Consider the following 26,636-nt stretch of genomic DNA (forward strand, 5'->3'; position numbering starts at 1 on the left):
ACCAACCCTATGATTATCCCTAATAGAAATGTTAGGTTATAGCTTCCATATACGAATCCTATATTTAAGAAAGAATAGGTGAATTTTATAAAGATGAAAAATCCTAAAGTTCAATTATTATTTGTATTTACAATTGTCTCTATCATTCTCTTTCTGTTAGATACATCCATTATCTCACTATACAACTTTGTCGACGTACTATGGTCTATCACAATAGTAGGAATTGCCTTCATTATTTTTATCGAAAACCGTTCCCCACAAAGTACTTTAGCATGGTTTTTGGTATTGGCACTTTTTCCGATTGGTGGTGTACTTTTGTACTGTCTTTTTGGCCGGAGTCGCTGGAGAAGAAAAAAGCATCTACGTCGTTCAGAAGAGAAAAGAAAATTATTCCGTGAGATTTTAGAAGAAAAACGCCTAGATTTATCATTCACTTCCTCATTAAGTGAGCGCTCTACTCGTTTAACACAGGTTGTACAAAAATTCGGTGGCGGTCCTGTTGCTAATAATACTACAACAAAACTCTTAACAAATGGGGATCAAACATTTACAAACATTATACAAGCTATTGAAAATGCTACACATCATATACATATTCAATACTTTATTTATCGAGCAGATGAAATTGGTACAAAAATTCGCGATGTATTAATAAAGAAAGCGAAATCTGGTGTAACTATCCGCTTTCTTTATGATGGCATTGGAAGCAATTCATTACGCACTCGTTTTTTAAAACCCATGAAAGATGCAGGAATTGAAGTTGTAACATTTGATCCCATTCTTTCGCCATGGCCACTTGAAACCGTAAATTATCGTAACCATCGTAAAATTGTCATTGTAGACGGAGAGATTGGTTTTACAGGTGGGCTCAACGTAGGGGATGAGTATCTTGGTCGTTCTAAAAAATTCCGAATTTGGCGTGACAGCCACTTAAGAATAGAAGGAAAAGCATTGTACAAATTACAAGCAATATTCCTTGAGGATTGGCTCTATGCCACTAATGGTTTAAATACTTATTCTTGGAATCAATTTATGAATACAAAATACTTCCCAGGTAAAGAAAATTCTCATGCAGAAGGTGCTGTTCAAATTGTAGCAGGTGGACCAACTTCAGATGATACAAACATTCGTAATACTTTACTTGCTGTTATAGGTTCTGCTAAGAAATCAATTTGGATCGCAACACCCTACTTCATTCCGGATCAAGAAATATTAACATTACTACGTTTAAGTGCAATGGCTGGAATAGATGTCCGTATTCTATATCCAGGTAAGAGAGATAGAATCATTAGTGATCAAGCATCTCAATCATACTTCACACCTATTCTAAAAGCCGGTGCTTCAATTTACAGCTATAAAGATGGGTTTATGCACGCTAAAATTGTACTTGTAGATGATGAAATTGCAACAATTGGCACAGCAAATATGGATGTCCGTAGCTTTGAACTAAATTATGAAATCATTAGCGTACTTTATGAATCTAAGACAGTTCTTGATATTAAACGTGATTTTGAAAAGGACTTTAATTATTCAACTGAAATTCGGTGGGAATCGTTTCAAAAACGTAGTATTCAAAAACGAATACTGGAATCCCTAATGCGTCTAATTTCTCCTTTATTATAATTCCGAAAAAAGTAATCTAAACAAACTGGATTACTTTTTTCTTTTTGATAAAAGCATCATATATAAATTTCTTTGTCCGAATAATCCGCAAATCCGCTTTTTTTAACATCTTATATCCCCTTGTTCGTTATTGTCATTATAAACAGCAGATTCCATCCTTTTGTTTCCTATCGTACATTTATGTCTTGAATGTAAATTGAATTGTATAGAAAAAACGATATAATTTTAATATAAACAACATGATTTCATTATAAACTACATATTGTTCGTTATCGATCTTTTTGTTAGACGAATGATAGGAGGAATAATTGGCCTGACACGACCTAAAAAAGAATTTTGTACGTTCAAGAAATATTTTCTAATAAATCCGTTTTTTAGTTGTGCAACTTACCTAAGGTTCTTCATTTTTATGAGTTGTACATTATCAATAGGGTACACTCTATTGATAAATTTTGTTTCCTTGATAATTAAGGGTTTATAGACTATCAATAACACTTATCAAAATGAAAAAAGAAAGACAGGGGACTAATTGGTTCTGGTTAGTCAATCTTGATAGCAATAACTATAAGGTTTGTAAAAACAATCAGTGGATATAATCCGTATGTTGGTTCATCTACCGATTATAAATGTGAAAATATTCCTTAACGTACAATTTTCTTTTTTTGGTCGTGTGACCCCTAATAGAATATAAAGGAGTGACTATTATGAGAGACAGGCACTATTTATTCATCATGTATGGCATGATTCTAGGTTCTATAGTTGGTGCCACAGCCTGGTTATTTTTATTTTTAGTGAATGTTGGAATTTGGTTCGTTTGGGATTATACTCCTGCAGAGTTAGCATCACCAGCTTATTACACAATTTGTGTAACAACAATTGGTGGTGTTCTTATCGGACTGGCACAAAAGTACTTAGGTACATACCCGCGTTTAATGCCAGAGGTAATGTCTGAATATAAGGAGACAGGTAGGATTGAGTACAGTTTTGTGCATCAATCTACGTTAACGGCTATGATCGCTTTAATATTTGGCGCAAGCCTAGGACCGGAAGCAGCACCCGTTGGGATTATAGGTGGACTTTGTACGTGGATCGGGGATCGCTTTACATTTACTTTCAAAGGAGTACGAGAACTAACAGAAGCCGGGATAGGCGCTGCTTTAAGTGTTATTTTTAATGCGCCGCTATTCGGTTACTTTGCCCTAAGTGAAAATGAAAAAGGTCGAATTTCTGAAATTTCTAAAACAAATAAGGATATTTTATATCTCGCTACTACTTTTGCTGGTTTTCTTGTTTTTATATGGCTTAGTAAGTTAGATAATCGTGGATCCTTTATTGTTAATTTCGAGAAAGGGACTTTTGGACTCAATGAATGGATTTCCTTGCTCCCCCTTACTTGTATAGGTGCTGGTTTAGGTTATTTTTATTTCAAAATAGAACATATATTGGAAAAAGTAGTACATCCTTTTAAAGAATATAAATTGGCATTAGGTATTATAGGTGGTATTCTTTTGGGGATTTTAGGAACATTATTCCCATATACAATGTTTTCAGGAGCTCACGAATTACCAGAATTAGTGCAGGAATGGACAGAAATATCATTTTGGCTGCTGCTTATTGTGGGCATTTTAAAATTATGTACAACGGCAATTTGTTTAACTACGGGTTGGCGTGGTGGACATCTTTTTCCGATTATATTTGCTGGTGCAAGTATTGGATATGCCATCGCTACTGTCGTACCGTTGAATTCTACTGCTGCTGTAGCTCTCGTGACGACCACTATTTTAAGCTACGTATTACAGAAGCCAATCGCCGCTACAGTATTATTACTGATGTTCTTCCCAATTAATTTATTATTACCAATGCTTGGAGCGGCGTTTATTGGTAATGTATTTCCAATCCCTAAGCATATGCAAATAAATAACGATTCTACCGCAAATGCAGAATAGTTGCGCATATCAAGAAATTCATGGAGTAAGTGAACAAGAGGCAAGGAATTGGTTGGATCATTCACAATGTGAAGGACGATACGGAAAAGATGTTTGGGTTGGAATCTGAATTTTTCTTAATTAGATAAGTAATTCTTAAATTGATGAATATGTAAGGTGACCCCTAGTAAAGATTACTCTATTAAAGAAATTGTAGAAGGAACCGGTGTATCACAAGATTCTCTTCATCGTAAAATTGTCATTGTAGACGGAGAGATTGGCTTTACAGGTGGGCTCAACGTAGGGGATGAGTATCTTGGTCGTTCTAAAAAATTCCCAATTTGGCGTGACAGCCACTTAAGAATAGAAGGAAAAGCATTGTACAAATTACAAGCAATATTCCTTGAGGATTGGCTTTATGCCTCTAGTGATTTAAATGCTGATTCTTGGAATCAATTTATGAATACAAAATACTTTCCAGGTAAAGAAAAGTATCATGCAGAAGGGGCTGTTCAAATTGTAGCAAGTGGACCAAGTTCAGATGATAAAAGTATTCGGAATACTTTACTGGCTGTTATAGGTTCTGCTAAGAAATCAATTTGGATCGCAACATCCTACTTCATCCCAGATCAAGAACATTAACATTATTACGTTTAAGTGCAGTGGCTGGAATAGATGTCCGTATTCTATATCCAGGTAAGAGGGATAGAATCATGAGTGATCTAGCGTCACAATCATACTTCGCACCACTTTTAAAAGACGGTGCTTCAATTTATAGCTATAAAGATGGTTTTATGCACGCTAAAATTGTACTTGTAGATGATAAAATTGCAACAATTGGTACAGCAAATATGGATGTCCGTAGCTTTGAACTAAATTATGAAATCATTAGCGTACTTTATGAATCTAAGACAATTCTGGATATTAAACATGATTTTAAAGAGGACTTTAGCCGTTCAACTAAATTTCGATGGGAAGCATTTCAAAAACGTAGTATTCGAAAACGAATAATGGAATCCCTAATGCGTCTAATCTACCCTTTATTATAATTTCTGAAAAAGTAGTCAAAATAAATTTGATTACTTTTTCTTTTTATGCTCAACCCTTTATCAAAAACAATAAAAATATACTTAGGGACGAAAAAGAAAAGTAAAACCTGAACAAAAGGCGTTATTTTGTACGGAAGTAAATGAGATATACAAGAAATCATCCGATATATATAGTAACAAAAAGTAATTATTGGATAGGAAGACAAAAGAATAGCGTATTTTTTCATTTTAGGGGCATTTTGTTAGCTTGATAGCGATGTGGCAGTACTTCAATTAGAAATATACAAAGAAAATTCGGTGCTGGTAAAAATATTCTAAATCTCTTGCACCAGAACTGATTTTTATATTTGAAAATTTGAATAATAATATTAACAAATGTCCATAATTCGTTCTTTATTATAAAAATAAAGAACACTTTTAATCTTTTCGTTTTTTAAATTACATTTTCATCTAAAATGCAAATTGAATTATGTAGCAAAACGATATAATCTTATTATAGACAACACGTTGTTGTTATAACGTACAGGTTGTTGTTATTATTAGGCTTTTTGTTAACTTGATATTAAGGAATAATTTAAAGATATAATAAGCAAATCACATTTATCTTTAGATGAATGATAGGAGGAATAATTTAGGATGAAAATGGAACAGGAACAGACAGGCATAATTCCGCAACCTAAAACATATGGGCCACTGGGCAACTACCCTTTATTCGACATGAGTCAACCTACTATTTCTTTTTGCGAGATGGCAAAAGAATATGGGCCAGTATTTCGGTTGACTGCTCCAGGTTTTAAAACAATATGTCTATCTGAACACAAACTTGCAACGGAAGTCTGTGATATCAATCGTTTTGATAAACATGTCGCAAATGATATGACGCATGTACGCCAATTTACGGGGGACGGTCTGTTTACGAGTAAAACATCGGAGCCAAACTGGCGAAAAGCCCATAATATATTGCTACCAACATTTAGCCAACAAGCCATGAAGGGATATCATACCATGATGTTAGACATCGCTTCGCAGCTGGTTCAGAAATGGGCTCGCTTGAATCACGATAGTGATTCTATCGATGTACCGGGAGAAATGACCCGACTTACTTTGGATACGATTGGTCTTTGTGGTTTTAACTACCGATTTAATAGTTTTTATAAAGAAAAACATGATCCATTTATCGACAGCATGGTACGTGCACTTGACGAAGCGATGCATAAAGTTGCCCGCTCGAAGGGCATGGATACTCTGATGATTAGAAAAAACAGACAATTCGAAGATGATATACAAAGCATGTTTTCGTTGGTAGATAACATTATTAAAGAGCGTAAGGCGAATGGAAATAATGGAGAGATAGATTTGCTGGCCCGCATGTTAAACAGTAAAGACCCTGAGACCGGGGAAGTGTTGGATGATGAGAATATCCGATACCAAATTATTACCTTCTTAATTGCGGGGCATGAAACAACAAGTGGTTTATTATCCTTTACGACTTATTTTTTACTGAAACATCCGGAAGTTCTGAAGAAAGCATACGAAGAAGTGGATCAAGTCCTTGGTGACTCCACGCCATCTTATAAACAAGTGCTAAATCTCAAATACATTCGCATGATTCTAAACGAAGCCATCCGATTATGGCCGACCGCGCCATCTTTTGATGTGTATCCAAAAGAAGATACTATAATCGGCGGAAAGTATCATGTGAAAAAAGGAGAAGGTTTGACTGTGCTTCTTCCCGCACTTCATCGGGATAAAGCAGTGTGGGGAGAGGATGCAGAAGAATTCCGTCCGGAACGTTTCGCAGACCCAGCTAAAGTACCAAATCATGCATATAAACCATTTGGTAATGGTCAACGTGCTTGTATTGGTATGCAGTTTGCACTGTATGAAGCTACGCTGGTACTTGGGATGATTCTTCAAAAGTTTGAATTAATTGATTTTGAAAACTATCAGTTGAAGATTAAGCAAACATTGACCATAAAACCGGAAAATTTAAGAATTAGAGTTAAATTAAGAGAAGGGAGGGAAGTCACACCTTTATTGAATCCTCAATTAGAGGATGAGAAGGAAAATGAAGAAAAGAATAAACTGACTTCTCCATATTCAAAACAAGCAGTACTTGAAGGTGCTGAAAATATACCGATGCTTGTATTATATGGTTCAAACCTAGGAAGAGCAGAAGAGTTTGCTAGAAAACTCGCAGACCAGGCAAGGTTACTTGGTTTTCAGAGCCATGTAGGGACATTGAACGATTATATCGGAAAGTTACCTAAAGAAGGTGCGGTACTCATTGTAACATCTTCCTATAATGGTCAACCTCCTGAGAATGCCGCTCAGTTTGTAAAATGGCTGGAACAAGCAAACACAGAGGAATATGCAGGAATCAGGTATGCAGTTTTTGGCTGCGGAGATCGAAATTGGGCGAATACTTACCAGAGTGTTCCAAAATTTATTGATAATAAGCTGGAACAGAAAGGCGCTGTGAGGTTTACTGCACGAGGAGAAGCAGACGCCGGAGGAGATTTTGAGAATGATTTTGCTCAATGGCAAGAGGTCATGTGGAAAGAGGTCTCGAATACTTTTGGCCTAGAGATGAAAGAGGGAAGAGAGTTGGCGTCTCAGCAATCATCGCTTTCTGTTCAGGTGATTTCAGGTCCTCCGGCTAATCCGATTGCTCAAAATAACAATGCTGTCCATGCAACGGTAGTTGCTAACCAAGAACTTCAATCAGCTGAAAGTGAACGGAGCACTCGATATATTGAGATAGCCTTACCAGAAGGGGTTACTTATCAGGAAGGAGACCATCTTGGCGTAATTCCAAGTAACAGTCTGAAAAATGTCAATCGAATTTTAAAACGATTTAGGTTAAATGGTAAGGATCAAGTCATACTGAGTGCAAGTGGAAGTAGTACAGTTCATCTTCCATTGGACCGTCCTGTTAGTTTAGTTGACCTTCTTAGTCATAGTGTGGAGATTCAGGAAGCGGCAACTCGAGTACAAATACGAGAATTGGCAAAATTTACAGTTTGCCCTCCTCATAAATATGAATTGGAAGCATTAGTGGAAGATGGCGTTTATCAGGACCAAATTTTAAAGAAACGCATTTCCATGTTAGATCTTCTTGAAAAGTATGAAGCATGTGAAATTCCGTTTGAGCACTTTTTAGAACTTCTTCCTGCGCTCAAACCGCGTTACTATTCTATTTCAAGTTCTCCACTTGTTGCACAGGATTGTCTAAGTATCACAGTAGGCGTAGTGAGTGAAGCAGCTTGGAGTGGACAAGGAGAATATAAAGGTGTCGCTTCTAATTATTTAGCTCAACGTCAAAAGGAAGAAGAGATTACTTGTTTTATTCGAATTCCAGAATCAAGATTCCAATTACCTGAAAATCCAGAAACCCCAATTATTATGGTTGGACCCGGAACTGGAGTTGCACCATTCCGTGGATTCTTACAAAGACGTCGTGTGCAACAGCAAAAAGGTGTTAACTTAGGAGAAGCCCATCTGTATTTCGGTTGTCGTCATCCTGAAAAAGATTATCTTTATTGTACAGAACTGGAAAGAGATGAAAAAGATGGCTTACTATCTTTACATACAGCTTTTTCTCGTTGGGAAGAACATCCAAAAACATATGTACAGCATGTAATGAAACAAGATGGAGCGAAGTTAATTTCGTTATTAGATAACGGCGCTCACCTTTATATCTGTGGTGATGGAAGTCGTATGGCTCCGGAGGTAGAAGATACTCTTTGTCATGCGTATCAAGAATTTTATGGAAGCAATGAACAAGAAGCGAGAAATTGGCTGGATCAGTTACACCATGAAGGACGCTATGGAAAAGATGTTTGGGCTGGAAACTAAATGTATTCAACATTAATCGGCAGTAATACTCCCATCTTACAATTCAGCGAAAGCAAAGGAGTTAGGTGGGAAATCATCTAATTGTAAAAGTCTAATTCGTTCAGCTAATAATCAGTGGGGCTGAAGAAAGATCTCGCTGATTATAGTTGAACCATATACTCAATGTTACAAGCAATAATTTTAGGAGGATTTATCATGACAACTAGTACTACTTACAAATTTTATTTAAACGGAGAGTGGAGAGAGAGCACTTCGGGAGAAACAATCGAAATTTCATCTCCATACTCACACGAAGTAATGGGTCAAGTACAAGCAATTACTCGTGGAGAAGTAGATGAAGCAATTTCATCTGCAAAAGAAGCTCAAAAATCATGGGCTGAAGCTTCTCTACAAGATCGCGCAAAATACTTATACAAATGGGCTGATGAGCTTGAAAATATGCAAGATGAAATTGCCGATATCATTATGAAAGAAGTTGGTAAAGGATATAAAGATGCGAAGAAAGAAGTTGTTCGTACAGCGGACCTAATTCGTTACACGGTTGATGAAGCACTTCATATGCACGGAGAAAGCATGATGGGTGATAGCTTCCCTGGTGGATCTAAATCTAAGCTTGCAATCATTCAACGCGTACCTCGTGGTGTAATTTTAGCAATCGCGCCATTTAACTACCCAGTAAACTTATCTGCTGCAAAACTTGCACCAGCACTTATTATGGGGAATGCTGTTATCTTCAAACCAGCTACACAAGGTGCAATTAGTGGTGTTAAAATGGTTGAAGCACTTCATAAAGCAGGTCTTCCAAAAGGTCTTGTAAACGTAGTGACAGGACGTGGTTCTGAAATTGGTGACTATTTAGTAAAGCATGCTGGCGTTAATATGGTATCGTTCACAGGTGGTACACAAACAGGTCAACACTTAGCAAAAAAAGCTGCGATGATTCCACTTGTATTAGAACTGGGTGGGAAAGACCCTGGTATCGTTCGTGAAGACGCTGACTTACAAGAAGCTGCAAAACATATCGTAAGCGGTGCATTCTCTTATTCAGGTCAACGTTGTACAGCTATTAAACGTGTACTTGTACATGAAAATGTAGCAGACGAGCTAGTTGGCTTATTAAAAGAGCAAGTAGCTGAACTATCAGTTGGATCTCCAGAACAAGATAGCACAATCGTTCCATTAATCGACGACAAATCTGCTGACTTCGTTCAAGGTTTAGTTGATGATGCTGCTGAAAAAGGTGCAACAATCGTTATCGGTAACAAGCGTGAGCGCAACTTAATTTACCCAACTTTAATCGACCACGTAACAGAAGAAATGAAAGTTGCTTGGGAAGAGCCATTCGGCCCAATCCTTCCAATCATCCGTGTTTCTTCAGATGAACAAGCAATTGAAATTGCGAATAAATCAGATTATGGTTTACAAGCAAGTGTTTTCACGAATGACATTAACAAAGCATTTGCAATTGCTAACAAAATCGACACTGGTTCTGTCCAAATTAACGGACGCACAGAGCGCGGCCCTGACCACTTCCCATTCATCGGTGTAAAAGGTTCAGGTATGGGCGCTCAAGGTATTCGCAAGAGCCTTGAGTCTATGACACGTGAAAAAGTAACGGTATTAAACTTAGTTTAATTACAAAAAGAAGCCAATCTAAATTTTAGAGTGGCTTCTTTTTATAATAATTGTAACAACTCGTACAACCAAGTATCAGTGTTGTTGTGACCGAAGAAAAGTTATTTGTCCAAGTTTAGGAGATTAATTGCAAGAACTTTAGAGTTTTTGCAGCAGAACCTAAAGGAGCTATAACTAATTGAGATAATAATTGAAATTAGGAAGAGACCAAATCTCAATTATTAAGCATAAAATCATTAACCGGCACCTTAACTTTTAAGGTGCCGGTTAACTTGTACGCAATTTGTGTCTACACGTGCGAATTTTCTGAAATGATAGGATGATTCTTCACATTACAGTTGCTTTTTCTAGACCTCGTGAAAAAAAAGTAAAACCCAATGCACAAAAGGGGCCTTTAGTAAAAAGCTTCGCTGCTTGTTCTGCAGTATATTTAGGTGAATATTTCATGTCATTTTGAAGCCACCAAATTGCTATCCCAATAATAGAGGAAGTGATGAAATGCAATACCATATCTTTCGGAATATCTAAGTCATGTTCTCCAAGTGTAGGCTTAATGGAATTTTGTTCAAGGTTATCCATGATAGCCTGCTGCATTTGTAGCTTAAAATCATGAATGCCATGAGGCCCAAGCATGGATTTATAAAAGTTTGCATGATTTGCGATACATTCAAATATGGATTGTAAAATTTCCTCGAATTTCGAAAGTTCTATTTGATTTTCCTGTACATGGGTATAAAGGACCATCTTACTTGTGAATTCTCCTAGAGTTTTCTCGGTAAGCTTTGTTAACAAATCTTGTTTATCCCTGTAATGCGAGTAAAATGTTGCACGATTAATGAGTGCCTCATCTGTGAGGTCTTGAATGGTAATAGCGTCGTATCCCTTTTCCCCTATCAGCTTGATGAAAGCATCATATATAAATTTCTTTGTCCGAATAATCCGTAGATCCGATTTTTTCAATACCATATACCTCCGTTTTCGTTATTATCATTGGAAACAACAGATCGCCTCTTTTTGTTTCTTATCTTGCATCTATGTCTTAAATGTAAATTAAACTGTCTTGAAAAAATGAGTCTTTGAAACTCCATAATTTATTAATCCATTACATTTTGCCTATATGATGGACTAGAATAGCAACCCTGTGATAATGCTCCAAAAGGTGTACCTTGTGTAGTTCAAGGGATTCTTGCAAATACTGCTGTGAGATAGGAGCTTTTTATGCACTATTAAAAAGAATTTGTAATCAAAGTATTGAGATACATTTTACTTTACACTAACACAAAGACATTGTACAGTTAACTTAACTTAATTATATGCAAAAGCGAAAAAACATCGTACAGTGCAATAACAAAATGAGTGGAGGAAGAATCATATGACTAGTTCTTATAGAGGAGTAATTACCGAAATGAACCGGGCCTACAATGAATTAAACATTTTAATATCTCAGGAGTTAAAGACTGAGTTCGGTCTAACAGGACAGCAAGAGAACATGATATTCTATATCAATTTAAATAAAAATACTACAGCAAACAACATTGCGAGCACTTTTAATATATCCAAAAGTGCTGTCAGTCAAGTTTTATCTAAATTGGAAAAGCATAAGATGATTTCGAAACAAGTAAATCCTAACAATAAACGTGAATATTTCCTTACACTTGGTCCTAACGGTAGCAAGTTTATAGAACGGTTGTCTGAGCTAGATGATTTACTTATTGAGAAGTACTTCTCTAAAATTGATATCGAATCCTTGCAGCAAATGACCGATACCTTAATTAAAATAAATCAAATTATACGGGAAGAAAAAAAGAATACCCTTGAGACCAAATAGTAATAGAGTCTTTATGGAGTGGCTTTTATTAGAGAAGTTGCATATGTTCACTGACTTTTAATTAACTTTTTTGAAATGTAACTTGGTTAGTTGAAAGGAGTGAAGATTAAAAGTGTCGTGGGGTAGGTATAAGGAAAAGATTTTTGGTGTATTCAAGTGGTTATGGAATCAGATGCAGCAAGTTGAGATGACAAGAACAATGATTTCTCTCTTGGCTATAGGAGGAATTATTTGCTCTTGGTTATATGATGGATACTATATAAATGATTCTAGATTCTTCCTTAGGGGGCTGGTTCGATTCTCGATTTTACTTAGCTCTCTATTGTGTATAGGTTTCATTGTAATATTTGTTCAACAATATAATAGTAAAAAGAAAGGATAGAGTAAATTCGATTTGTTTTTTATTAGGAACGAAAGTGATGGAATTTGTAATCGAAGGTTTAAACCCGAAGAAGGCCATTACAATTATCTCTGATAGACTGAATGACATTGCCGAACAAGTGACTACATCAATGGACAGAGGGGTTACCGTATACTCAGGTCATGGTTATTACACAAAGAAACCAAAGGAAATTCTTTATATTGTTATTAGCAAACAAGAAGTATTAAAGTTAAAACAGATTGTTCAATCTACTGATCCGAATGCTTTCATCGCTATACACGATGTTCGTGATGTGTTCGGAGAAGGATTTGTTGATATTTCTAAGTCTTAATGAGAGGTTATTTTAAAAGAGTTAGAATTTGTAGAGTTGGTATTAGAAAGATATCTAACTGTTTTAATTACTAATCTACAGGCAGAATCCGCCACTTATTAATGTTTTTTTATTTTGATAATTCCCTTGTGAAAAAGTTGTCTTCTGGATGGAGATTACTTGAAGGTTAAAACTGAAGAGTTATATTACACCATTTATTAAAAGTCTGGTTAATAATTGTCTAACCCATTAAAGGTAGCGATTATTTAACAACAAAGGTAGAAAACGCTCAAACTTTTTCATAAAAACTGTACATACAATCCAAAAGAAAGAATCGATTTTGATTAATCTTTTTTCAAAATCGATTCTTTTTGTGTACCATAGAATGTGCGTTTGTAAGAGGTTTTTGATTAAACTTTGTTCCAAAGCAACAAAAACTGCATAATTTTTAAAAAGGACGCCTATCTAGGTTTGTTTTATATATTCATTTTTAAGGGTATAAAATATTTTAAGAGTTATTTCGTTTATATGAACGAAAGTTCATTTTGTTTCCACTCTTTAGTTGATAGGCATGTATGGTGACCCCTTCACGGAATAGTTGCCCTTTCTATCCTTCATTAAATAAAGTAAAGCCTACTGCACACAAGGGGCCTTTAGTCAAAAGCTTCACTAATTTTTGTGCAGTATATTTCGGTGAATATTTCATGTCATTTTGGAACCACCAAATTGCTATCCCGACAACAGAGGAAGTGATGAAATGCAAAACCATATCATTTGGAATATCTAAGTCCTGTTCCCCAAGTTTAAGTTCAAGACAATTTTGTTCAAGGTTATCCATGATAGTCTGCTGCATTTGTAGATTAAAATTATGAATGCCATGAGGACCAAGCATGGTTTTATAAAAGTCTGCATGTTTTGCTATACACTCAAATATGGATTGTAAAATTTCCTCGAGTTTCGAAAGATCTATTTGATGTTCCTGTACATGGGCATGTAGAACCATCTTACTTGTTAATTCTCCTAGTGCATCCTCACTAATCTTTGTTAACAGATCTTGTTTATCTTTATAATGTGAGTAAAATGTTGCCCGATTAATAAGTGCCTCATCTGTGATGTCTTGTATGGTGATAACATCGTATCCCTTTTCAGCTATCAGCTTGATAAAAGCATCATATATAAATTTCTTTGTCCGAATAATCCTCAAATCCGCCTTTTTCAACGCCTTACACCTCCTTGTTCGTTATCGGTATAATAAACGACAGATTTTAATCTTTTGTTTTTTATTTTACATTCCCGTCTTAAATGTAAATTGAAATGTGTAGAAAAAACGATATAATTTCATTATAAACAACAATGCATTATTGTAAACTACATATTGTTTGTTATTAATCTTTTTGTTAGATAAATACTAGAAAAAATAAGTTAAAGTGCTTACAGTATAGCGATTTTTTAAACAAAAGATGGTTCTAGGCGGCTTCTAGGCATCATGGCTGCTGTTATCATCGCTAGTTTTGCTTTTATGGATTCAACTGTTAATCCTGTACCAAAAGACTTGCCAATTACTATGGTAATACGGGATACCGGTGCGGACTTACCAGGACCAGGGATTATAAATTTAGGAGATAAAATAAAAGAGCAAAGTTAAATGACCGTTCTTACAAATGTAAAAAGATGTAATGCAGGGGATGAAGGATAAGAAGTATTACGCAGCCATTCTGCTTCCACCAGAAATATCTCAGCAACTTGCATCGTTGATCACACATATGTGACAACCAATTGGGGTACAAGCCTTGGTGAATCAAGGAATGAACTATAATGCCGCAATGGTTTCAAACCAAATGATGTTGTGTTGCATTGAAATACTCTTACCAGTGTTAAAATTGTTTATTTTCATATTGAAATTTATTTAGCTTGTTTTTTCCACTTTGCTGGAGATACTCCTAATAGTAGAAGGATATTACAATATATAGAATAGGGGTGGCAACTATGAGAAGTTTTGGTACAGTAGTAATCTTTACCATCTGTTCAGCAATTCTTTCAATTTTAAATTTTTATTCTTGTTATGATAAATACACAACAGGAAACATATATTTCTGTGTTAATGCTGCTCTAGCTCTTTTTTTTCTTATATTCTTTATGAATAAAGTACGCGATATCATTAGAAAGAACTATATTCCATCAGGGGAATAAAGATTGGCATCCACTTTAAAGCGGCTTAGAAAAATAAAAAAATTCTATTCAAAAATCAAGTGATCCAGAATTCCAAGGGCTCATGACTCGGGAGGTTTTTACATGGAAAATAAAATAAAAGTAAGAATGGGAGAGTATGTTCAATTTCCATATCGTAAGAATCCGTCTTTGCAATTAACAGGATATGTGATTAGTGTTTTAAATAATACAATTGTTGTAGATGTTTCTGAAATACCAGGAATTGAAGAAAGTGAGATAGATGTTAAGCAGGTAGTAAAACATGGTAGTTACAGTAAGGTGGTTCGGGTGTAAAAAAACTAAAGGTTGTGCAATGAATCTGCAAATCTTGAACATACTGATAGTACTATTTTATAAAAGGTTTTCACCAGGCAGGAACTCATAGATTTTAATAATAATATATAGAAGTTCCGTTTAATATTTTAACAATTGTTCAGTTCCTAATCTTTAAAGTACTTTTTCAGGTAATTGAGAAAGGTGTTCAAGAAAAGAAAGCGTTATTGTGATGCATGGAAGTGATTCACAATAACGCTTTCTTTTAATCCTTTCCAAATACGTTCCAATAAATCATGTGCAGTTAATCCGTATTTTGTCGTTCCGTATAATTTAACCATTGTTTATCCGCTCCTTATCTCTGTTGATAAAGAACAGTATAGATACTTTACCGATGTGAAAACATCAAATGGACTTTATATAAATGTAGTAACTGATTGTACTGATAAAATCATAATATTCGTAAAATTTTCATTGGATTTAATAATAATAAATTATAAAATGAAACAATATATAAAACTATACGTAATTCAAAAAGATTTCTGTTATCCCTCATAATGAAAGGAGTTATTACAATCAAAAACAATAATGATCGTCATCCTCTGGACAAAATCGAGAAGTGGTTGGTTTTTACTGGTAATGCAGCTTTTGTTTGGTCGACTCTATTCGGGTTAATCCACATTTACTGGGCTGCAGGAGGCACTTTAGGATTTGAAGGCAGGACGATGGGCGAAGTGTTATTCATCATTAATCTGGTTGCAATTGCCCTATGTATAATTTCTGCATTTACTGCACTTGCACTTGTTCAAGCATGGGGTCGAAGGTTTCCATCCTGGTTGTTGCTCACTTCAGCATGGGGAGCGTGTGTGGTGTTGGGTTTACGCGGTGGTGTAGGGATAATTCAAAGCTTGTTGGAATCAGAATCACTTTCTTTACTATTAGTAATTGTTGAACCGTTTTTCTTGTTAGGAGGAATCTTATATGGACTTCTTGCTTTTCTTTATATTTATACCTCCAATAATGGGAAAAAAATAAAACAGAACGGGATAAATATGAGGTAAACCTATAGTTATTCAAGAAACGGGCGCTTTAATGGAGGGAAGATTACAAAAATGATCAAACTTTTTTATGAAAGATAAATAGTCAATCTCAAAAGTGGAATCCATTTTGATCAATCTTTTTTCAAACTGGTTTCTTTTTCTTTACCGTAAACTATGGGTTTGTGAGGTATTTTTAATCAAACTTTATTTCAAAGCTACAACAGAACAGGGGGACATCATGAATCAGACGTTCAATAAAGCTGATGATACATTAATCCCTTTCAAGAATGGTTATGATTGCTTGGAGATATCATAGGTATTTCGTCTAAAAAAACAGGTCACAGATTACACTTTGTGACCTGTTTTTTAGAATTTTGAAGCGAGTTGAGTTTGTTTATCCGTGTTTCTTGGCTGTAAGAGTAGGAAAAAGTCCTTTTTAAATTAAAACTCTAAATTCATCATTTTGTATGAGAAAGGAATTAAATTTATGCACAACTTTAATTTCATTTGTGATCAATTTGCTACAATTCTTAGAGGGAAAAGTAAAATAAGTCAAGGTGGTTGTTCGGTATCTTTTCATCGCGATTTTAGGGTGCTTGTTCAAGGGAAGCCAAGTGCCTATGTAGTACCCGTAGGAGTAAGTTTTGAATCGTTGGATCAAAATGGTAATGCATTAAATTTAGGAGAAATTGCTGTTCTGCAAGAAGAGATCCCTTCATTTATCGTTTTCTGATAGAATACTCCTTCCTCAAGCGTGTGAAGGGCGCTAGCCCAACGGTAGATGGGAGATGAATGTCAGTAGGCGTAAGCCTACGTTTTTTTGTATACTGTAGATATCCTATAACAAAGTGAGGTGCAACCTATGTTAGTAAATAAAGCATATAAATTTCGTATCTTTCCAAATAAGAAACAAGAAATAGTAATTGCTAAAACGATTGGTTGCAGTCGCTTTGTATTTAACCATTTTCTTGCTCTATGGAATAACACCTATAAAGAAACAGGAAAAGGATTAACCTATCCTTCTTGCTCTGCCGAGCTCACTCGATTAAAAAAGAGGCAAGATACAATCTGGTTAAAGGAAGTAGATAGTATCGCTCTTCAATCCACATTAAAAAACCTCGCAGATGCTTTTTCACGTTTTTTCAAGAAACAAAATGATATTCCACGTTTCAAGTCTAAAAAGAATAAGATTCAATCCTACACAACTAAGCAAACGAACGGAAACATTGCAATTGTAGGCAACAAAATGAAATTGCCGAAACTTGGCCTTGTTCGCTTTGCTAAAAGTCGTGAAGTAGAAGGTCGTATTCTAAATGCAACGATTCGCCGTAACCCAAGTGGTAAATACTTTGTATCTATCCTCGTCGAAACAGAGGTACAAGAAATGCTTAAAACGGAATCCACTTGTGGAATTGACGTTGGATTAAAAGATTTTGTCATTCTTTCTGATGGTACAACATACAAGAACCATAAATTCTTTCGTACATTAGAAGAGAAGTTAGCAAAAGCACAGTGTATCCTTTCTAGAAGAAAGAAAGGTTCTTCGAACTGGAATAAACAACGTGTGAAAGTTGCACGAATCCATGAACATATTGCAAATGCAAGAGCTGATTACTTACATAAACTTTCTACTGAAATCATCAAAAACCACGATGTCATCGGTATGGAAGACTTACAAGTCAGTAACATGCTCAAAAACAGAAAGCTTGCAAAAGCGATTAGTGAAGTATCTTGGTCACAATTTCGAACGATGTTGGAATATAAAGCCAAGTGGTATGGCAAACAAGTGGTTGTGGTATCTAAAACATTTGCTTCTAGTCAATTATGTTCCAATTGTGAATACAAAAACAAAGACGTTAAAAATCTAACCATTCGTGAGTGGGATTGTCCTTCTTGTGGCACACATCACGATAGAGATCGAAATGCAGCGCTCAATCTAAGAAACGAAGCAATTCGTCTCTTAACCGTAGGAACTACGGGGATAGCCTACTGAATTAGAAACCGTTAGGTTTCTGTACTTAGGAATCTCCCACTTCAAACAGTCCGTAAGGATGTTAAGTGGTGAGTAGTTCAAGAGATCAATTGTACAACAAGGAATTATTGTTAGTGCTTTACATAATCACTGGTTGTACATGAACCCATTAATTATGTATATTCATATCCAATCGGTGGAGCCCCCGTTACATTTTGCAAAAAAATTGGCAAATTCTTTTTTGTTCTTAAGTAGCTATCCTGTTGCTAATAACGAGGCTCAATAATCAGTGATTTGGATGTATTTATTTTTGTTAATAGTTTGGAGAAAAGTTTTCTTTGCTCATCTACCTTTTAGCAGTCATATTGTGAGTGTTTTTAGAGGTACACCCATGCTACTTACTTCGTTTATACTTGAGAAGATCATAAACTTTAACAACTTGAAATCCTTTTTCCTGATTCTTAGGAAGAATGATTTTTAGAGCAGCTACAGTTTGTTTTCTGTTCCCTCCACCATCATGAAGAAGAACAATATCTCCGTTACGAGCATCTTTTATACGTGATTAGCAATGGCAGTTACTTCAGGATTCGGCCAATCACGTGAATCTTGATGCCAAGACCAAAGTACAATTTGTTTCCCTTGTTGCTTGACTGTTGTAAATACAGTGTAATTTATGTAACCACCAGGTGGTCTGTAAAGTAAGGGATCTTTATTCCATTTTTCTATATATTTCTGCCCTTCTAAAATATCTTTTTGAACCATTTTTAATGGTGTATTTTGAGCGAAAACATGATTCATTGTATGATTGCCAATTTCATGCCCTTTATTTAAAACCGTTTTTACTAATTGAGGAGCCTGTTGTATACGAAAGCCAATTATCTTTTTGTTGGTAGGTACGTCCCGAGTGACTATCCCCGTGGGCTCTAGATCTTCTCTCATTAACATGCGAGCTGCTACTTTATTTGAAGTCCGTGTACCAATAGTACTTAAGATACCGACTATAATTATAAACTTTAATTTATGAACCATTATTACCCACCTTTTATGACTATTAAGTGAAGTGGAATTTAGTTTCTTACAAATGGCGTAAGCATTTCATAGTATTGGTAGCAAATACATACATGCATTAGTGTGTTTATTTGGAAATTTTGGAGACATTAAATATGCATAACTTGGTAGTTTACATATATTTTTTTGTATTTCGGGAACAAGTGTTAGGAGGGTATTTTTGATGAAAAGTTGTACAGCACTTCTTATTATTGATGTACAAGTAGGTTCATTTGAAGAGAGAAAAGTTCTATATAATGAAATGGAATTATTAAGAGTTATTCGATTATTGATTTCTAAAGCCCGTTCTGCTTCAGCCCCTATTTTTTATATGAAATTTAATGGGAAGTCTGGTTCCACACTTAAACAAGGGACAGCTGGGTGGGAAATTCATAAATCTATTGCTCCAGCAACAGAAGATGTCGTTCTTGAGAAGAATCACCCAGATTCTTTTCATAAAACGGGTCTTCAACAAGCTCTGGAAATGAGGAATATAAAACGAATTGTTATAGCAGGAATTCAATCTGAAATTTGTGTAGATGCAACATGCAGGCGTGCGTACAGCTTAGGATATGACGTTACTCTTGTAGGGAATGGACATAGTACATATAATTCTACAGTATTATCAGCGCCTCAAATCATTAAGCATCATAACGAGATAATCGGTCAATGGTTTGCTTGTGTAAAAAATGCGGAAAATATAGAATTTTAATTACTTCCTTACAACTGATTTTGTTCTATAATAACATATGCTTCCCGACTATGCTTTTTAGTGATTAGTATATCGATTTATAACTGCTAAATAAATACTGGAATATCACCATCAAGCTAATATTTTATAATATCTCCAGAACGGAAAAAGTATCTCTTCATAAAAAATTCTTTTGGATGCAAGAGGATTTTTTTATTGGGAATAGTAAGGGTGAGGGGAGGTGCATTACATATGGGAAAAGGTAGAAGTAATAATGCTGGTAAAAAGCAACCGAATTTCGATGATTCATCTAACTTCGCTAAACAAAGCCAACCGACAGAAAAGAAGAAGAAATAAGAAAAGGAGCTCTCTTGATAAAGGGAGCTCCTTTTTAAGATATATTGACGTTTCAGAACAACATATCGATGGCTCAACCAAATAATCATAATTGCAAGGCTTAATTTCCTGCGAATGGCAGCCAATTTAATATATAACCTTGATAAATTAATTGAAAATAAAAGAATATATACTATACACGAAAGAGCATAAAACAGGGGAATTATGTATAAGGAGTTGATGGGTTCTGGTGCAGAAATGTCAAAACACCAGAATCCATTGTTATTTAAAATGAAGCCTATTAATAAACTGTTGTGAACTACTCGCCACTTAGCAAAACCTGAAGTGGGAGCTTCTCAGTTCCACGACGAAAGCAACCTTTCGTCTCCCTGAGCGTTACTTCGGAGTGTTCCAACCCTAGATGTCCAACGCTTGGACGCTCTTTTGGTACGGTTGATATTTTACGCAGGAACCGAATGGCTTGGTTTTCGCACTCTATTTTCTTCCTGCAACCTCATATATCAAGTTATCAAAGAACTTCATATAGCTAGTTTATCAAAAGTTTTTGGCTATGCCAAACCGAAATTCATACCATTGGGCAGCGCCCTTCACACGCTCGAGGAAGGAGAATTCTTTCGGTAAATTCGTTAAAATTTGTGATGGATGCTTGTCCTTACTAAGTACCCATCCATACGAAAATGGGGGAAGATTTGGGACTACAAGTTCAATAGAGATAATTTCTTTTTGGGCATCTACTAGGTTATTTACAAAAGAGTAATCTAGGCCAATCGTAATGGCTATCTCTTGATGTACCGCATTTTGTATAGCCTGTCTATTTATTTTAAGAAAGTAGATCGAAAATATAGTAAATAATACTTCCTTTGACCCTGTACTATGGTACAGGGTTTATACTTTATATGAGGTGAGATAGATGCAATATCGTATTGGAGAACTGGCTGAAAAGTGTGGCGTTAACAAGGAGACCATTCGATACTATGAACGATTAGGCTTAATTCCAGAGCCTAATCGTACCGAAAAAGGATACCGAATGTATTCCCTACAAATGGTCGATCGTTTGAATTTCATAAAACGGACGCAGGAATTGGGATTTACTTTAAATGAAATTGACAAATTGCTAGGGGTTGTCGATCGCAATGAAGCAAAGTGCTGTGACATATATGATTTCACTGTTCTTAAATTAGAGGACATCCAACGTAAAATTCAAGACCTTAAAAAAATTAAACAAATGTTGATAGACCTTAAAGAAAGATGTCCCGAAAACAAAGATATTTACGAATGTCCTATTATTGAAACTTTAATGGACTCAGAAAAGAAAGCAGAAGAATATTTATAATAATAAATTGTAAAGGTGGAAGAATAATGGAAGATTGTTGTAGTAACCTTAAAGGAATAAAAATTGAAAATAATGGTCATTGTCCAACATGTAAAAATAAAGCTAAGAATGTAAAGTTGATTACACTAAAATCATTGCTTAAACCATCTGCATTAGAAACATTAAATGCTAAAGAAAATCACTATTTTTGTTCAAACGAAGATTGTGATGTAGTCTATTTTGATACGAATAATAAAAAATACTTTGTATCTGACATAAAGGTAGCTGTACATCAAAAAGATGACTCAGCAACTACACCAATTTGTTATTGTTTTGATTGGACAAAAGAAAAAATTAAACAATATGTGGAAAATGGACTTATTCCTAATCCAGTAGAGCATATTCGCGAAAACATAAAAGAAAACCGATGTGGTTGTGAAGTAAACAATCCACAAGGTAGTTGTTGTTTAGGCAATATTACAACTTATATTAGAAAAATGTCATAAGGAACCTAAATGTTGCTTTTTTTCACCAAAATAAATCAATATTGCTCCACAAAAGGGCGCTATTCTTTTATAGAGAAAGCGTCTTTTTCTTGTATTTCAAGTGTTCTCATGGTTAAGTAATTTTTTGTTTTCTACGATTGTTGAATGACTAGCTTATAAAAGAGACTCTCCTTGAACATAATACTAGATTAATTGATTTATAGAATGGGAGCGTGAAGAATAATGTTATTATCTGAGTCCTGGGAACAGTATCAATTAGATAAAAAATTGAGGGATATTCACCTCTGACTTTAAAAACATATTATTTTCAATATAAATTTTTATTACGTTATTTCGGTGACATTAACATGAGTGAATTTACTACAGAAAAACTAAAGGTTTACTTAATTGAAGCAGGAGAACACTTAAAGCCATCTAGTTTAGGACACCGAGTTCGTTGCATCAAATCACTTTTTAGATGGACACATGATGAAGGCTTTATTCTTAAAAACCCTGCTACTAAATTAAAAGAGCGGAAGTTAGGCAAAACATCGGCTCTTTTAATTTAGCAGAGCCGAAAACAAAAATAGCCACTTTCTGTTAAAGAGTGGCTTTGTATGAGTACGATTACTACATGTTACAGGGCTAGTATGTAAGTAATTACTTAAATGCATATAGCCTTATTTACCGGAAGGAGGACCCCTGTTCTATTGTTTTCTAATCAGTCTCGTTAAAGCCATCCCAAGAAATCCAACACCCATTCCTATCAGCCATCCAATTTGGGAACTTCCTAACGAAGACCCCACTCCTCCACCAAGAAACATGCAGCCAACGAATACTAATGCTCCGATGCCCCATTTCGGCCGATCCATAATTCAATCACACCCTTTCAATAAAACATATGCTATTAGCTAATTAAACTTTCTTGAATATGATATGTTAATTATTTTGCTAGAGGTGGTATATTTGTTTGGCTTAGGTATAGCAATGGTCAGGGAATTTAAAAGACGGAGATTGACGGCTTTAAAGGGATTGTAGGAGGGAAATTTAATGTTTAAGTATCATCACTTAAGAGTTGTGGAACAAATTTTTTTTTAACTTACTAGCTAATAGAAGCTTGGTGATTTTCCACAATCGGACGCTTTAATGGAATAAAAGGAGAGCATATATTAGTCATGTATAATATGTGATTTTCTTTATTTTTAGGGATTTTTATAATTTAGGTCTTGATAAGAAGTACTGAAGTGACTTTTAAAGGTCTTTCGATATTTTGGTTTTATGTTAGCAAAAAGTGCTTTCATGTAAAGAAAACATTAAATCAGTCTACAACTATTTTTTAACAGTCTAATACTTTTTCTATAGTCTAAAACATTTTTTTAATGAAACACTTGATGGTAATAGGAAAAAGTATTTGTTTCTTGATGTAGGCAGAATATAAGATGATATAATTAGAGAAAAATATGGAGGGGCTCATAGTGGAGATAAGAAAATATAATTCTGATGACATCAAACAATTAACAGATTTAATGCCAGATTTAGGTTATCCTAGTTCATTAGATGAAATGAAAGTAAGAATGGAACGTATCGAATCCAATCCAAATTACTACACCTTTGTTGCAATAAATGATAATAACTTAGTAGGGATGATAGGAATAACAATTCATACAACGTACACAAACAACGATGAAAAGATTCAAATAACATCGCTAGTTACAAAGAAAGAATATCGCGGTCAAGGTATTGCGAAAGCATTGATTAAATATGTGGAAGAATGGTCTTTGAAAAGAGGATCTGATTTTATTTATCTTCTAAGTGGAAAAAGTGAAAAGAGGGTAAAGGCACACGAACTATATAAATTCCTTGGTTACGAAATAACTGGTTATAGGTTTGTAAAACGTTTGCGAAAAATGGATGTGCTTTAACAATTGGATGCAATTGTTGAATAATTAAATCCCAATTTCTCATTTATATCACTGAGAGATTGGGATTTTTAATAATGGAATAAGCTATGCTACACATATGATTAACAACGGTGCGCCATTTGAAGTAATACAAAGCTTACTTGGTCATGAGAAGAGTGAAACCACGAGAATATATGCTCAGCTGAGCGGAAAGTTGAGACACGATTTTTATATTAAATATTTTTGAAAGCTACAGAAATTAATCTTTAATCAAAATCGAGGCGTGCATGTATAAAGACGTATCTATTTGAATTGGGCCAGATTGTAAAGTAAAGAGTTATTAGAAAGTAAATCAAACCTCTACTTTTTTTCCATTAAATGATCCAATACAAAAGAAAGAGCACAATTCTTATTAGAGAATTGCGCCCAATTGTTGAAGATCAATTAATTCATTTTTTTAAAACTTTCCCCCCATTAAATTTCAATAAGTATAGGAACAATCATTGGCTTTTTCTTAGTATGTGTATATACATATTGTCGTATTGATTTTTTTATTTGTTTTTTCATTACAGTCCATTGGTTTCTATTTGCTTCTTGTAGCTCGTTAACAGTTTTTATAGTAAGTCGATTAACTTCACTTCGGAGTTCCGCGAAATCTCTATCCACAAATCCACGAGAAAGGGTATCGGGTTCAGAAATCAGTTTTCCTTCCGCTTTGCTCATAGTTAAAACAATCATGAGCATCCCATCCTCTGAAAGTTGTTTACGGTCTCGTAACACAAATTCCCCAATATTATCGATATCCCCCCCGTCTACGTAGGTATTCCCAACCGGTATTTTCCGGGTCTGGCGGGCAATGGTATGTTCAATATCGACGACATCGCCATTATTGATGATAAACGTGTTTCCTTGCTCTACTCCAACGGATTCACCTAACAAACGGTGATGGTGTAGCATTCTAAATTCACCGTGAATGGGAATAAAATATTTTGGTTTCATTAATGTAAGCATTAATTTTAAATCTTCTTGATAACCATGGCCAGAAACATGCATTCCGGATGTACTTCCTGATCCATAAATCACGTTGGCTCCAAGTGCGAATAAGTTGTCTACAATACTCGTGATATTTCGTTCATTCCCGGGTATTGGACCTGCTGCAAATATAACCGTATCTTCAGGTAAAATGTCGACATCGCGAAAGTTTCCAGTGGACAGGCGAGCAAGAGCAGCCATTGGTTCTCCTTGACTCCCCGTGCATAAAATGGCCACCCTTTCAGGAGGCATTTCATTTATTTCATGTGGGTCAATTAACATTCCATCTGGAACTGTTAAATAACCACGTTCCATAGCAACCGCTACGACATTAACCATACTTCGTCCAAGCAACGCAATTTTTCGATTTGTTTTCTGTGCTGCATTCACGACTTGCTGAACGCGACTAATATTTGAAGCAAAGGTAGAAATAATAACTTTGCGTTCGGCTTTCATGAAAGTTGTTTCCACATGTTCGCCTACCATTTGTTCCGATGGGGTCAAACCAGGACGTTCTGCATTGGTACTCTCAGACAATAGAAGTAAGACCCCTTCTTTGCCGATTGCAGCCATTTTATGAATATCCGAATTCTCATTATTCGCAGGGGTTAAATCGAACTTGAAGTCCCCCGTATGTACAATATTACCCTCTGGTGTGTGAAAGACTATTCCCAAGCAATCAGGAATACTATGGGTCACTTTGAAAAAGCTTACACTCATTTCTCCGATTGTCAAGTTTGAGTTTGAGTTGATTTCAATAAGTTCACTTTCTCTTAAAAGTTTATGTTCTTTTAATTTGATTTCAATTAATCCTAGTGTGAAGCGTGTGGCATAAACGGGTACATTCAATTTTTTTAAGAAGAACGGGATCCCCCCGATATGATCTTCATGTCCATGTGTGACAAGTAAAGCCCTGACTTTATCTTTATTTTCTACTAAGTAAGCTATATCAGGGATAATCAAATCAATTCCTAAAAAACTTTCATCTGGAAACTTATTGCCACAGTCGATAATCACGATATCGTTTGAATATTCGATTGCATACATATTTTTCCCGATTTCATTCAAGCCGCCTAAGGCGAAGATAGATAATGCATTCTCTATTGTACTCAAATTTATATCCTCCCATTTTAAATATAATCTTAGTATGCCCTTTGGGTTTCCTTTTATCAGTGGGTTGAATGCCCGAGCTTCCTATAAAAAAGGGAACTCTAGACGTGTTTTTTCCTAAAAATAATGACTACAACATTGATGTCTTAGTTTCCCACATCGTTATCGAGGTCTATCCTCCCATGGAGACAGCTGCTATTGAAATCACTAATGGTTTTCGATTCTTAATAAAGACGTAATTCTTTTTTAAGAAATGCGCCCGATAATGGAAGATTGTTATGCAGAGGTGATACTGCACTTATATTGTAGAATAGCCCCCTAAAACAGAAGAAGCTCTCCTCATACTAATTGCTTAGCTTAGAGTGAGAACAAATTCATCTAAATCTTATCTACGTGCATTGGAAAAAACGCTGTCTTCATCTGTAAAACTGAATCCACATCTCATCAGAACCTTAAGGGATCCAAATAGATGTGATTTTTGTTAACACAAATCTTTTAAGGGATGAGATTTTGATGTTTAATAGATTGGCTCCAAAAATTGGATATCCTTAAACTCGGAATCCGCAGTAGCAAAATCCATTAATTTAGCTCCCTCAAT

20 protein-coding genes and 6 pseudogenes are annotated in these 26,636 nt (G+C 35.2%); 20 read left to right on the forward strand and 6 right to left on the reverse strand.

The window, feature by feature from the left end; all coding sequences use genetic code 11:
* The first annotated feature begins 93 nt into the window (after positions 1-93).
* Positions 94-1,623, forward strand: coding sequence for a cardiolipin synthase (locus U860_RS0118540; protein ID WP_025149679.1), 1,530 nt, complete (start codon positions 94-96; stop codon positions 1,621-1,623).
* A 43-nt stretch (positions 1,624-1,666) separates the two neighbouring features.
* Here U860_RS0118540 and U860_RS36535 read toward each other — a convergent pair.
* Positions 1,667-1,732, reverse strand: a pseudogene (locus U860_RS36535) (TetR/AcrR family transcriptional regulator); the annotation flags it as partial.
* 586 nt (positions 1,733-2,318) lie between these two features.
* Between U860_RS36535 and U860_RS0118550 the strand changes: the two are divergent.
* The 4 genes and pseudogenes from U860_RS0118550 to U860_RS0118565 all read left to right on the forward strand — a co-directional run bounded on the left by U860_RS0118550 (position 2,319) and on the right by U860_RS0118565 (position 10,090).
* The gene (locus U860_RS0118550) at positions 2,319-3,569 is read left to right on the forward strand and encodes a chloride channel protein (protein ID WP_025149680.1); all 1,251 of its coding nucleotides are present in this window, start codon (positions 2,319-2,321) and stop codon (positions 3,567-3,569) included.
* 225 nt (positions 3,570-3,794) lie between these two features.
* Positions 3,795-4,597, forward strand: a pseudogene (cls, locus tag U860_RS31720) (cardiolipin synthase); the annotation flags it as partial.
* Between the two features lie 642 nt (positions 4,598-5,239).
* Complete coding sequence (locus U860_RS0118560; RefSeq protein ID WP_025149683.1) at positions 5,240-8,455, forward strand: bifunctional cytochrome P450/NADPH--P450 reductase; 3,216 nt, start codon at positions 5,240-5,242, stop codon at positions 8,453-8,455.
* Between the two features lie 195 nt (positions 8,456-8,650).
* Complete coding sequence (locus U860_RS0118565) at positions 8,651-10,090, forward strand: NADP-dependent glyceraldehyde-3-phosphate dehydrogenase (protein ID WP_025149684.1); 1,440 nt, start codon at positions 8,651-8,653, stop codon at positions 10,088-10,090.
* 327 nt (positions 10,091-10,417) lie between these two features.
* Here U860_RS0118565 and U860_RS0118570 read toward each other — a convergent pair whose 3' ends face one another.
* Entirely contained in the window at positions 10,418-11,056 is a 639-nt protein-coding gene (locus U860_RS0118570) for a TetR/AcrR family transcriptional regulator (protein ID WP_029953029.1), read from the reverse strand.
* Positions 11,057-11,462: 406 nt separating this feature from the next.
* Here U860_RS0118570 and U860_RS0118575 point away from each other — a divergent pair, with 406 nt between their 5' ends.
* On the forward strand, positions 11,463-11,918 hold the full coding sequence (locus U860_RS0118575; protein ID WP_025149686.1) for a MarR family winged helix-turn-helix transcriptional regulator: 456 nt from the start codon (positions 11,463-11,465) through the stop codon (positions 11,916-11,918).
* Between the two features lie 410 nt (positions 11,919-12,328).
* A pseudogene (locus tag U860_RS0118585) lies at positions 12,329-12,631 on the forward strand (YitT family protein); the annotation flags it as partial.
* A 586-nt stretch (positions 12,632-13,217) separates the two neighbouring features.
* Here the strand turns inward: U860_RS0118585 and U860_RS0118590 are convergent.
* Positions 13,218-13,829 (reverse strand): TetR/AcrR family transcriptional regulator, encoded by a 612-nt coding sequence (locus U860_RS0118590; protein ID WP_025149689.1) that lies wholly within the window; start codon positions 13,827-13,829, stop codon positions 13,218-13,220.
* Between the two features lie 267 nt (positions 13,830-14,096).
* Between U860_RS0118590 and U860_RS36540 the strand changes: the two genes are divergently transcribed.
* The 7 genes and pseudogenes from U860_RS36540 to U860_RS33715 form a co-directional block, all read left to right on the forward strand.
* Entirely contained in the window at positions 14,097-14,255 is a 159-nt protein-coding gene (locus U860_RS36540) for a hypothetical protein (RefSeq protein ID WP_240184486.1), read from the forward strand.
* A gap of 341 nt (positions 14,256-14,596) precedes the next feature.
* Positions 14,597-14,800, forward strand: coding sequence for a hypothetical protein (locus tag U860_RS36545; RefSeq protein WP_025149690.1), 204 nt, complete (start codon positions 14,597-14,599; stop codon positions 14,798-14,800).
* Between the two features lie 102 nt (positions 14,801-14,902).
* Positions 14,903-15,112 (forward strand): DUF2187 family protein, encoded by a 210-nt coding sequence (locus U860_RS0118605; RefSeq protein WP_029953030.1) that lies wholly within the window; start codon positions 14,903-14,905, stop codon positions 15,110-15,112.
* 536 nt (positions 15,113-15,648) lie between these two features.
* Positions 15,649-16,152: a DUF3995 domain-containing protein gene (locus tag U860_RS31725; RefSeq protein ID WP_025149691.1), complete on the forward strand. Its 504-nt coding sequence runs from the start codon at positions 15,649-15,651 to the stop codon at positions 16,150-16,152.
* Between the two features lie 466 nt (positions 16,153-16,618).
* Positions 16,619-16,855 (forward strand): annotated as a pseudogene (locus tag U860_RS0118625) (DUF1259 domain-containing protein); the annotation flags it as partial.
* 138 nt (positions 16,856-16,993) lie between these two features.
* Positions 16,994-18,124, forward strand: a complete 1,131-nt coding sequence (gene tnpB, locus U860_RS0118630; protein ID WP_025149694.1) for an IS200/IS605 family element RNA-guided endonuclease TnpB — start codon at positions 16,994-16,996, stop codon at positions 18,122-18,124.
* Between the two features lie 82 nt (positions 18,125-18,206).
* Positions 18,207-18,389, forward strand: a pseudogene (locus tag U860_RS33715) (DUF1259 domain-containing protein); the annotation flags it as partial.
* 108 nt (positions 18,390-18,497) lie between these two features.
* On the opposite strand, the pseudogene U860_RS31730 reads toward U860_RS33715, so the two are convergent.
* Positions 18,498-19,048: pseudogene (locus U860_RS31730) on the reverse strand (polysaccharide deacetylase family protein).
* Positions 19,049-19,331: 283 nt separating this feature from the next.
* On the opposite strand from U860_RS31730, the gene U860_RS0118640 reads away from it, so the two are divergent.
* The 4 genes from U860_RS0118640 to U860_RS36550 all read left to right on the forward strand — a co-directional run bounded on the left by U860_RS0118640 (position 19,332) and on the right by U860_RS36550 (position 22,564).
* Positions 19,332-19,862, forward strand: coding sequence for a cysteine hydrolase family protein (locus U860_RS0118640; protein WP_025149695.1), 531 nt, complete (start codon positions 19,332-19,334; stop codon positions 19,860-19,862).
* A 1,246-nt stretch (positions 19,863-21,108) separates the two neighbouring features.
* Positions 21,109-21,531, forward strand: coding sequence for a mercury resistance transcriptional regulator MerR1 (merR1, locus tag U860_RS0118655; protein ID WP_025149696.1), 423 nt, complete (start codon positions 21,109-21,111; stop codon positions 21,529-21,531).
* Positions 21,532-21,557: 26 nt separating this feature from the next.
* Positions 21,558-22,016, forward strand: a complete 459-nt coding sequence (locus U860_RS0118660; protein WP_025149697.1) for a copper chaperone Copz family protein — start codon at positions 21,558-21,560, stop codon at positions 22,014-22,016.
* 347 nt (positions 22,017-22,363) lie between these two features.
* Complete coding sequence (locus tag U860_RS36550) at positions 22,364-22,564, forward strand: hypothetical protein (protein ID WP_025149698.1); 201 nt, start codon at positions 22,364-22,366, stop codon at positions 22,562-22,564.
* A 138-nt stretch (positions 22,565-22,702) separates the two neighbouring features.
* On the opposite strand, the gene U860_RS35980 is transcribed toward U860_RS36550, so the two are convergent.
* Entirely contained in the window at positions 22,703-22,867 is a 165-nt protein-coding gene (locus U860_RS35980) for a hypothetical protein (RefSeq protein ID WP_025149699.1), read from the reverse strand.
* A 588-nt stretch (positions 22,868-23,455) separates the two neighbouring features.
* Between U860_RS35980 and U860_RS0118675 the strand changes: the two genes are divergently transcribed.
* Both U860_RS0118675 and U860_RS35260 read left to right on the forward strand, forming a co-directional pair.
* Positions 23,456-23,917 carry a GNAT family N-acetyltransferase gene (locus U860_RS0118675; RefSeq protein WP_025149700.1) on the forward strand — a complete coding sequence of 154 codons (462 nt, stop codon included), beginning with the start codon at positions 23,456-23,458 and terminating at the stop codon, positions 23,915-23,917.
* Between the two features lie 79 nt (positions 23,918-23,996).
* Positions 23,997-24,143 (forward strand): tyrosine-type recombinase/integrase, encoded by a 147-nt coding sequence (locus tag U860_RS35260; RefSeq protein ID WP_275887061.1) that lies wholly within the window; start codon positions 23,997-23,999, stop codon positions 24,141-24,143.
* 227 nt (positions 24,144-24,370) lie between these two features.
* On the opposite strand, the gene U860_RS0118680 is transcribed toward U860_RS35260, so the two are convergent.
* Positions 24,371-26,041: a ribonuclease J gene (locus U860_RS0118680; protein ID WP_025149701.1), complete on the reverse strand. Its 1,671-nt coding sequence runs from the start codon at positions 26,039-26,041 to the stop codon at positions 24,371-24,373.
* Positions 26,042-26,636: the final 595 nt, after the last annotated feature.

It is taken from the genome of Bacillus sp. H1a (assembly GCF_000633475.1).
Taxonomy (GTDB): domain Bacteria; phylum Bacillota; class Bacilli; order Bacillales; family Bacillaceae_G; genus Bacillus_A; species Bacillus_A paramycoides.

What these genes read in the sequence shown, in the direction of transcription:
- U860_RS0118540 (WP_025149679.1), top strand. Translation starts at nt 94, where the DNA reads ATGAAAAATCCTAAAGTTCAATTATTATTTGTATTTACAATTGTCTCT.
- U860_RS0118560 (WP_025149683.1), top strand. Translation starts at nt 5,240, where the DNA reads ATGGAACAGGAACAGACAGGCATAATTCCGCAACCTAAAACATATGGG.
- U860_RS0118565 (WP_025149684.1), top strand. Translation starts at nt 8,651, where the DNA reads ATGACAACTAGTACTACTTACAAATTTTATTTAAACGGAGAGTGGAGA.
- U860_RS0118570 (WP_029953029.1), bottom strand. Translation starts at nt 11,056, where the DNA reads ATGGTATTGAAAAAATCGGATCTACGGATTATTCGGACAAAGAAATTT.
- U860_RS0118575 (WP_025149686.1), top strand. Translation starts at nt 11,463, where the DNA reads ATGACTAGTTCTTATAGAGGAGTAATTACCGAAATGAACCGGGCCTAC.
- U860_RS36540 (WP_240184486.1), top strand. Translation starts at nt 14,097, where the DNA reads ATGGCTGCTGTTATCATCGCTAGTTTTGCTTTTATGGATTCAACTGTT.
- U860_RS36545 (WP_025149690.1), top strand. Translation starts at nt 14,597, where the DNA reads ATGAGAAGTTTTGGTACAGTAGTAATCTTTACCATCTGTTCAGCAATT.
- U860_RS0118605 (WP_029953030.1), top strand. Translation starts at nt 14,903, where the DNA reads ATGGAAAATAAAATAAAAGTAAGAATGGGAGAGTATGTTCAATTTCCA.
- U860_RS31725 (WP_025149691.1), top strand. Translation starts at nt 15,649, where the DNA reads ATGAAAGGAGTTATTACAATCAAAAACAATAATGATCGTCATCCTCTG.
- tnpB (WP_025149694.1), top strand. Translation starts at nt 16,994, where the DNA reads ATGTTAGTAAATAAAGCATATAAATTTCGTATCTTTCCAAATAAGAAA.
- merR1 (WP_025149696.1), top strand. Translation starts at nt 21,109, where the DNA reads ATGCAATATCGTATTGGAGAACTGGCTGAAAAGTGTGGCGTTAACAAG.
- U860_RS0118660 (WP_025149697.1), top strand. Translation starts at nt 21,558, where the DNA reads ATGGAAGATTGTTGTAGTAACCTTAAAGGAATAAAAATTGAAAATAAT.
- U860_RS36550 (WP_025149698.1), top strand. Translation starts at nt 22,364, where the DNA reads ATGAGTGAATTTACTACAGAAAAACTAAAGGTTTACTTAATTGAAGCA.
- U860_RS35980 (WP_025149699.1), bottom strand. Translation starts at nt 22,867, where the DNA reads ATGGATCGGCCGAAATGGGGCATCGGAGCATTAGTATTCGTTGGCTGC.
- U860_RS0118675 (WP_025149700.1), top strand. Translation starts at nt 23,456, where the DNA reads ATGGAGGGGCTCATAGTGGAGATAAGAAAATATAATTCTGATGACATC.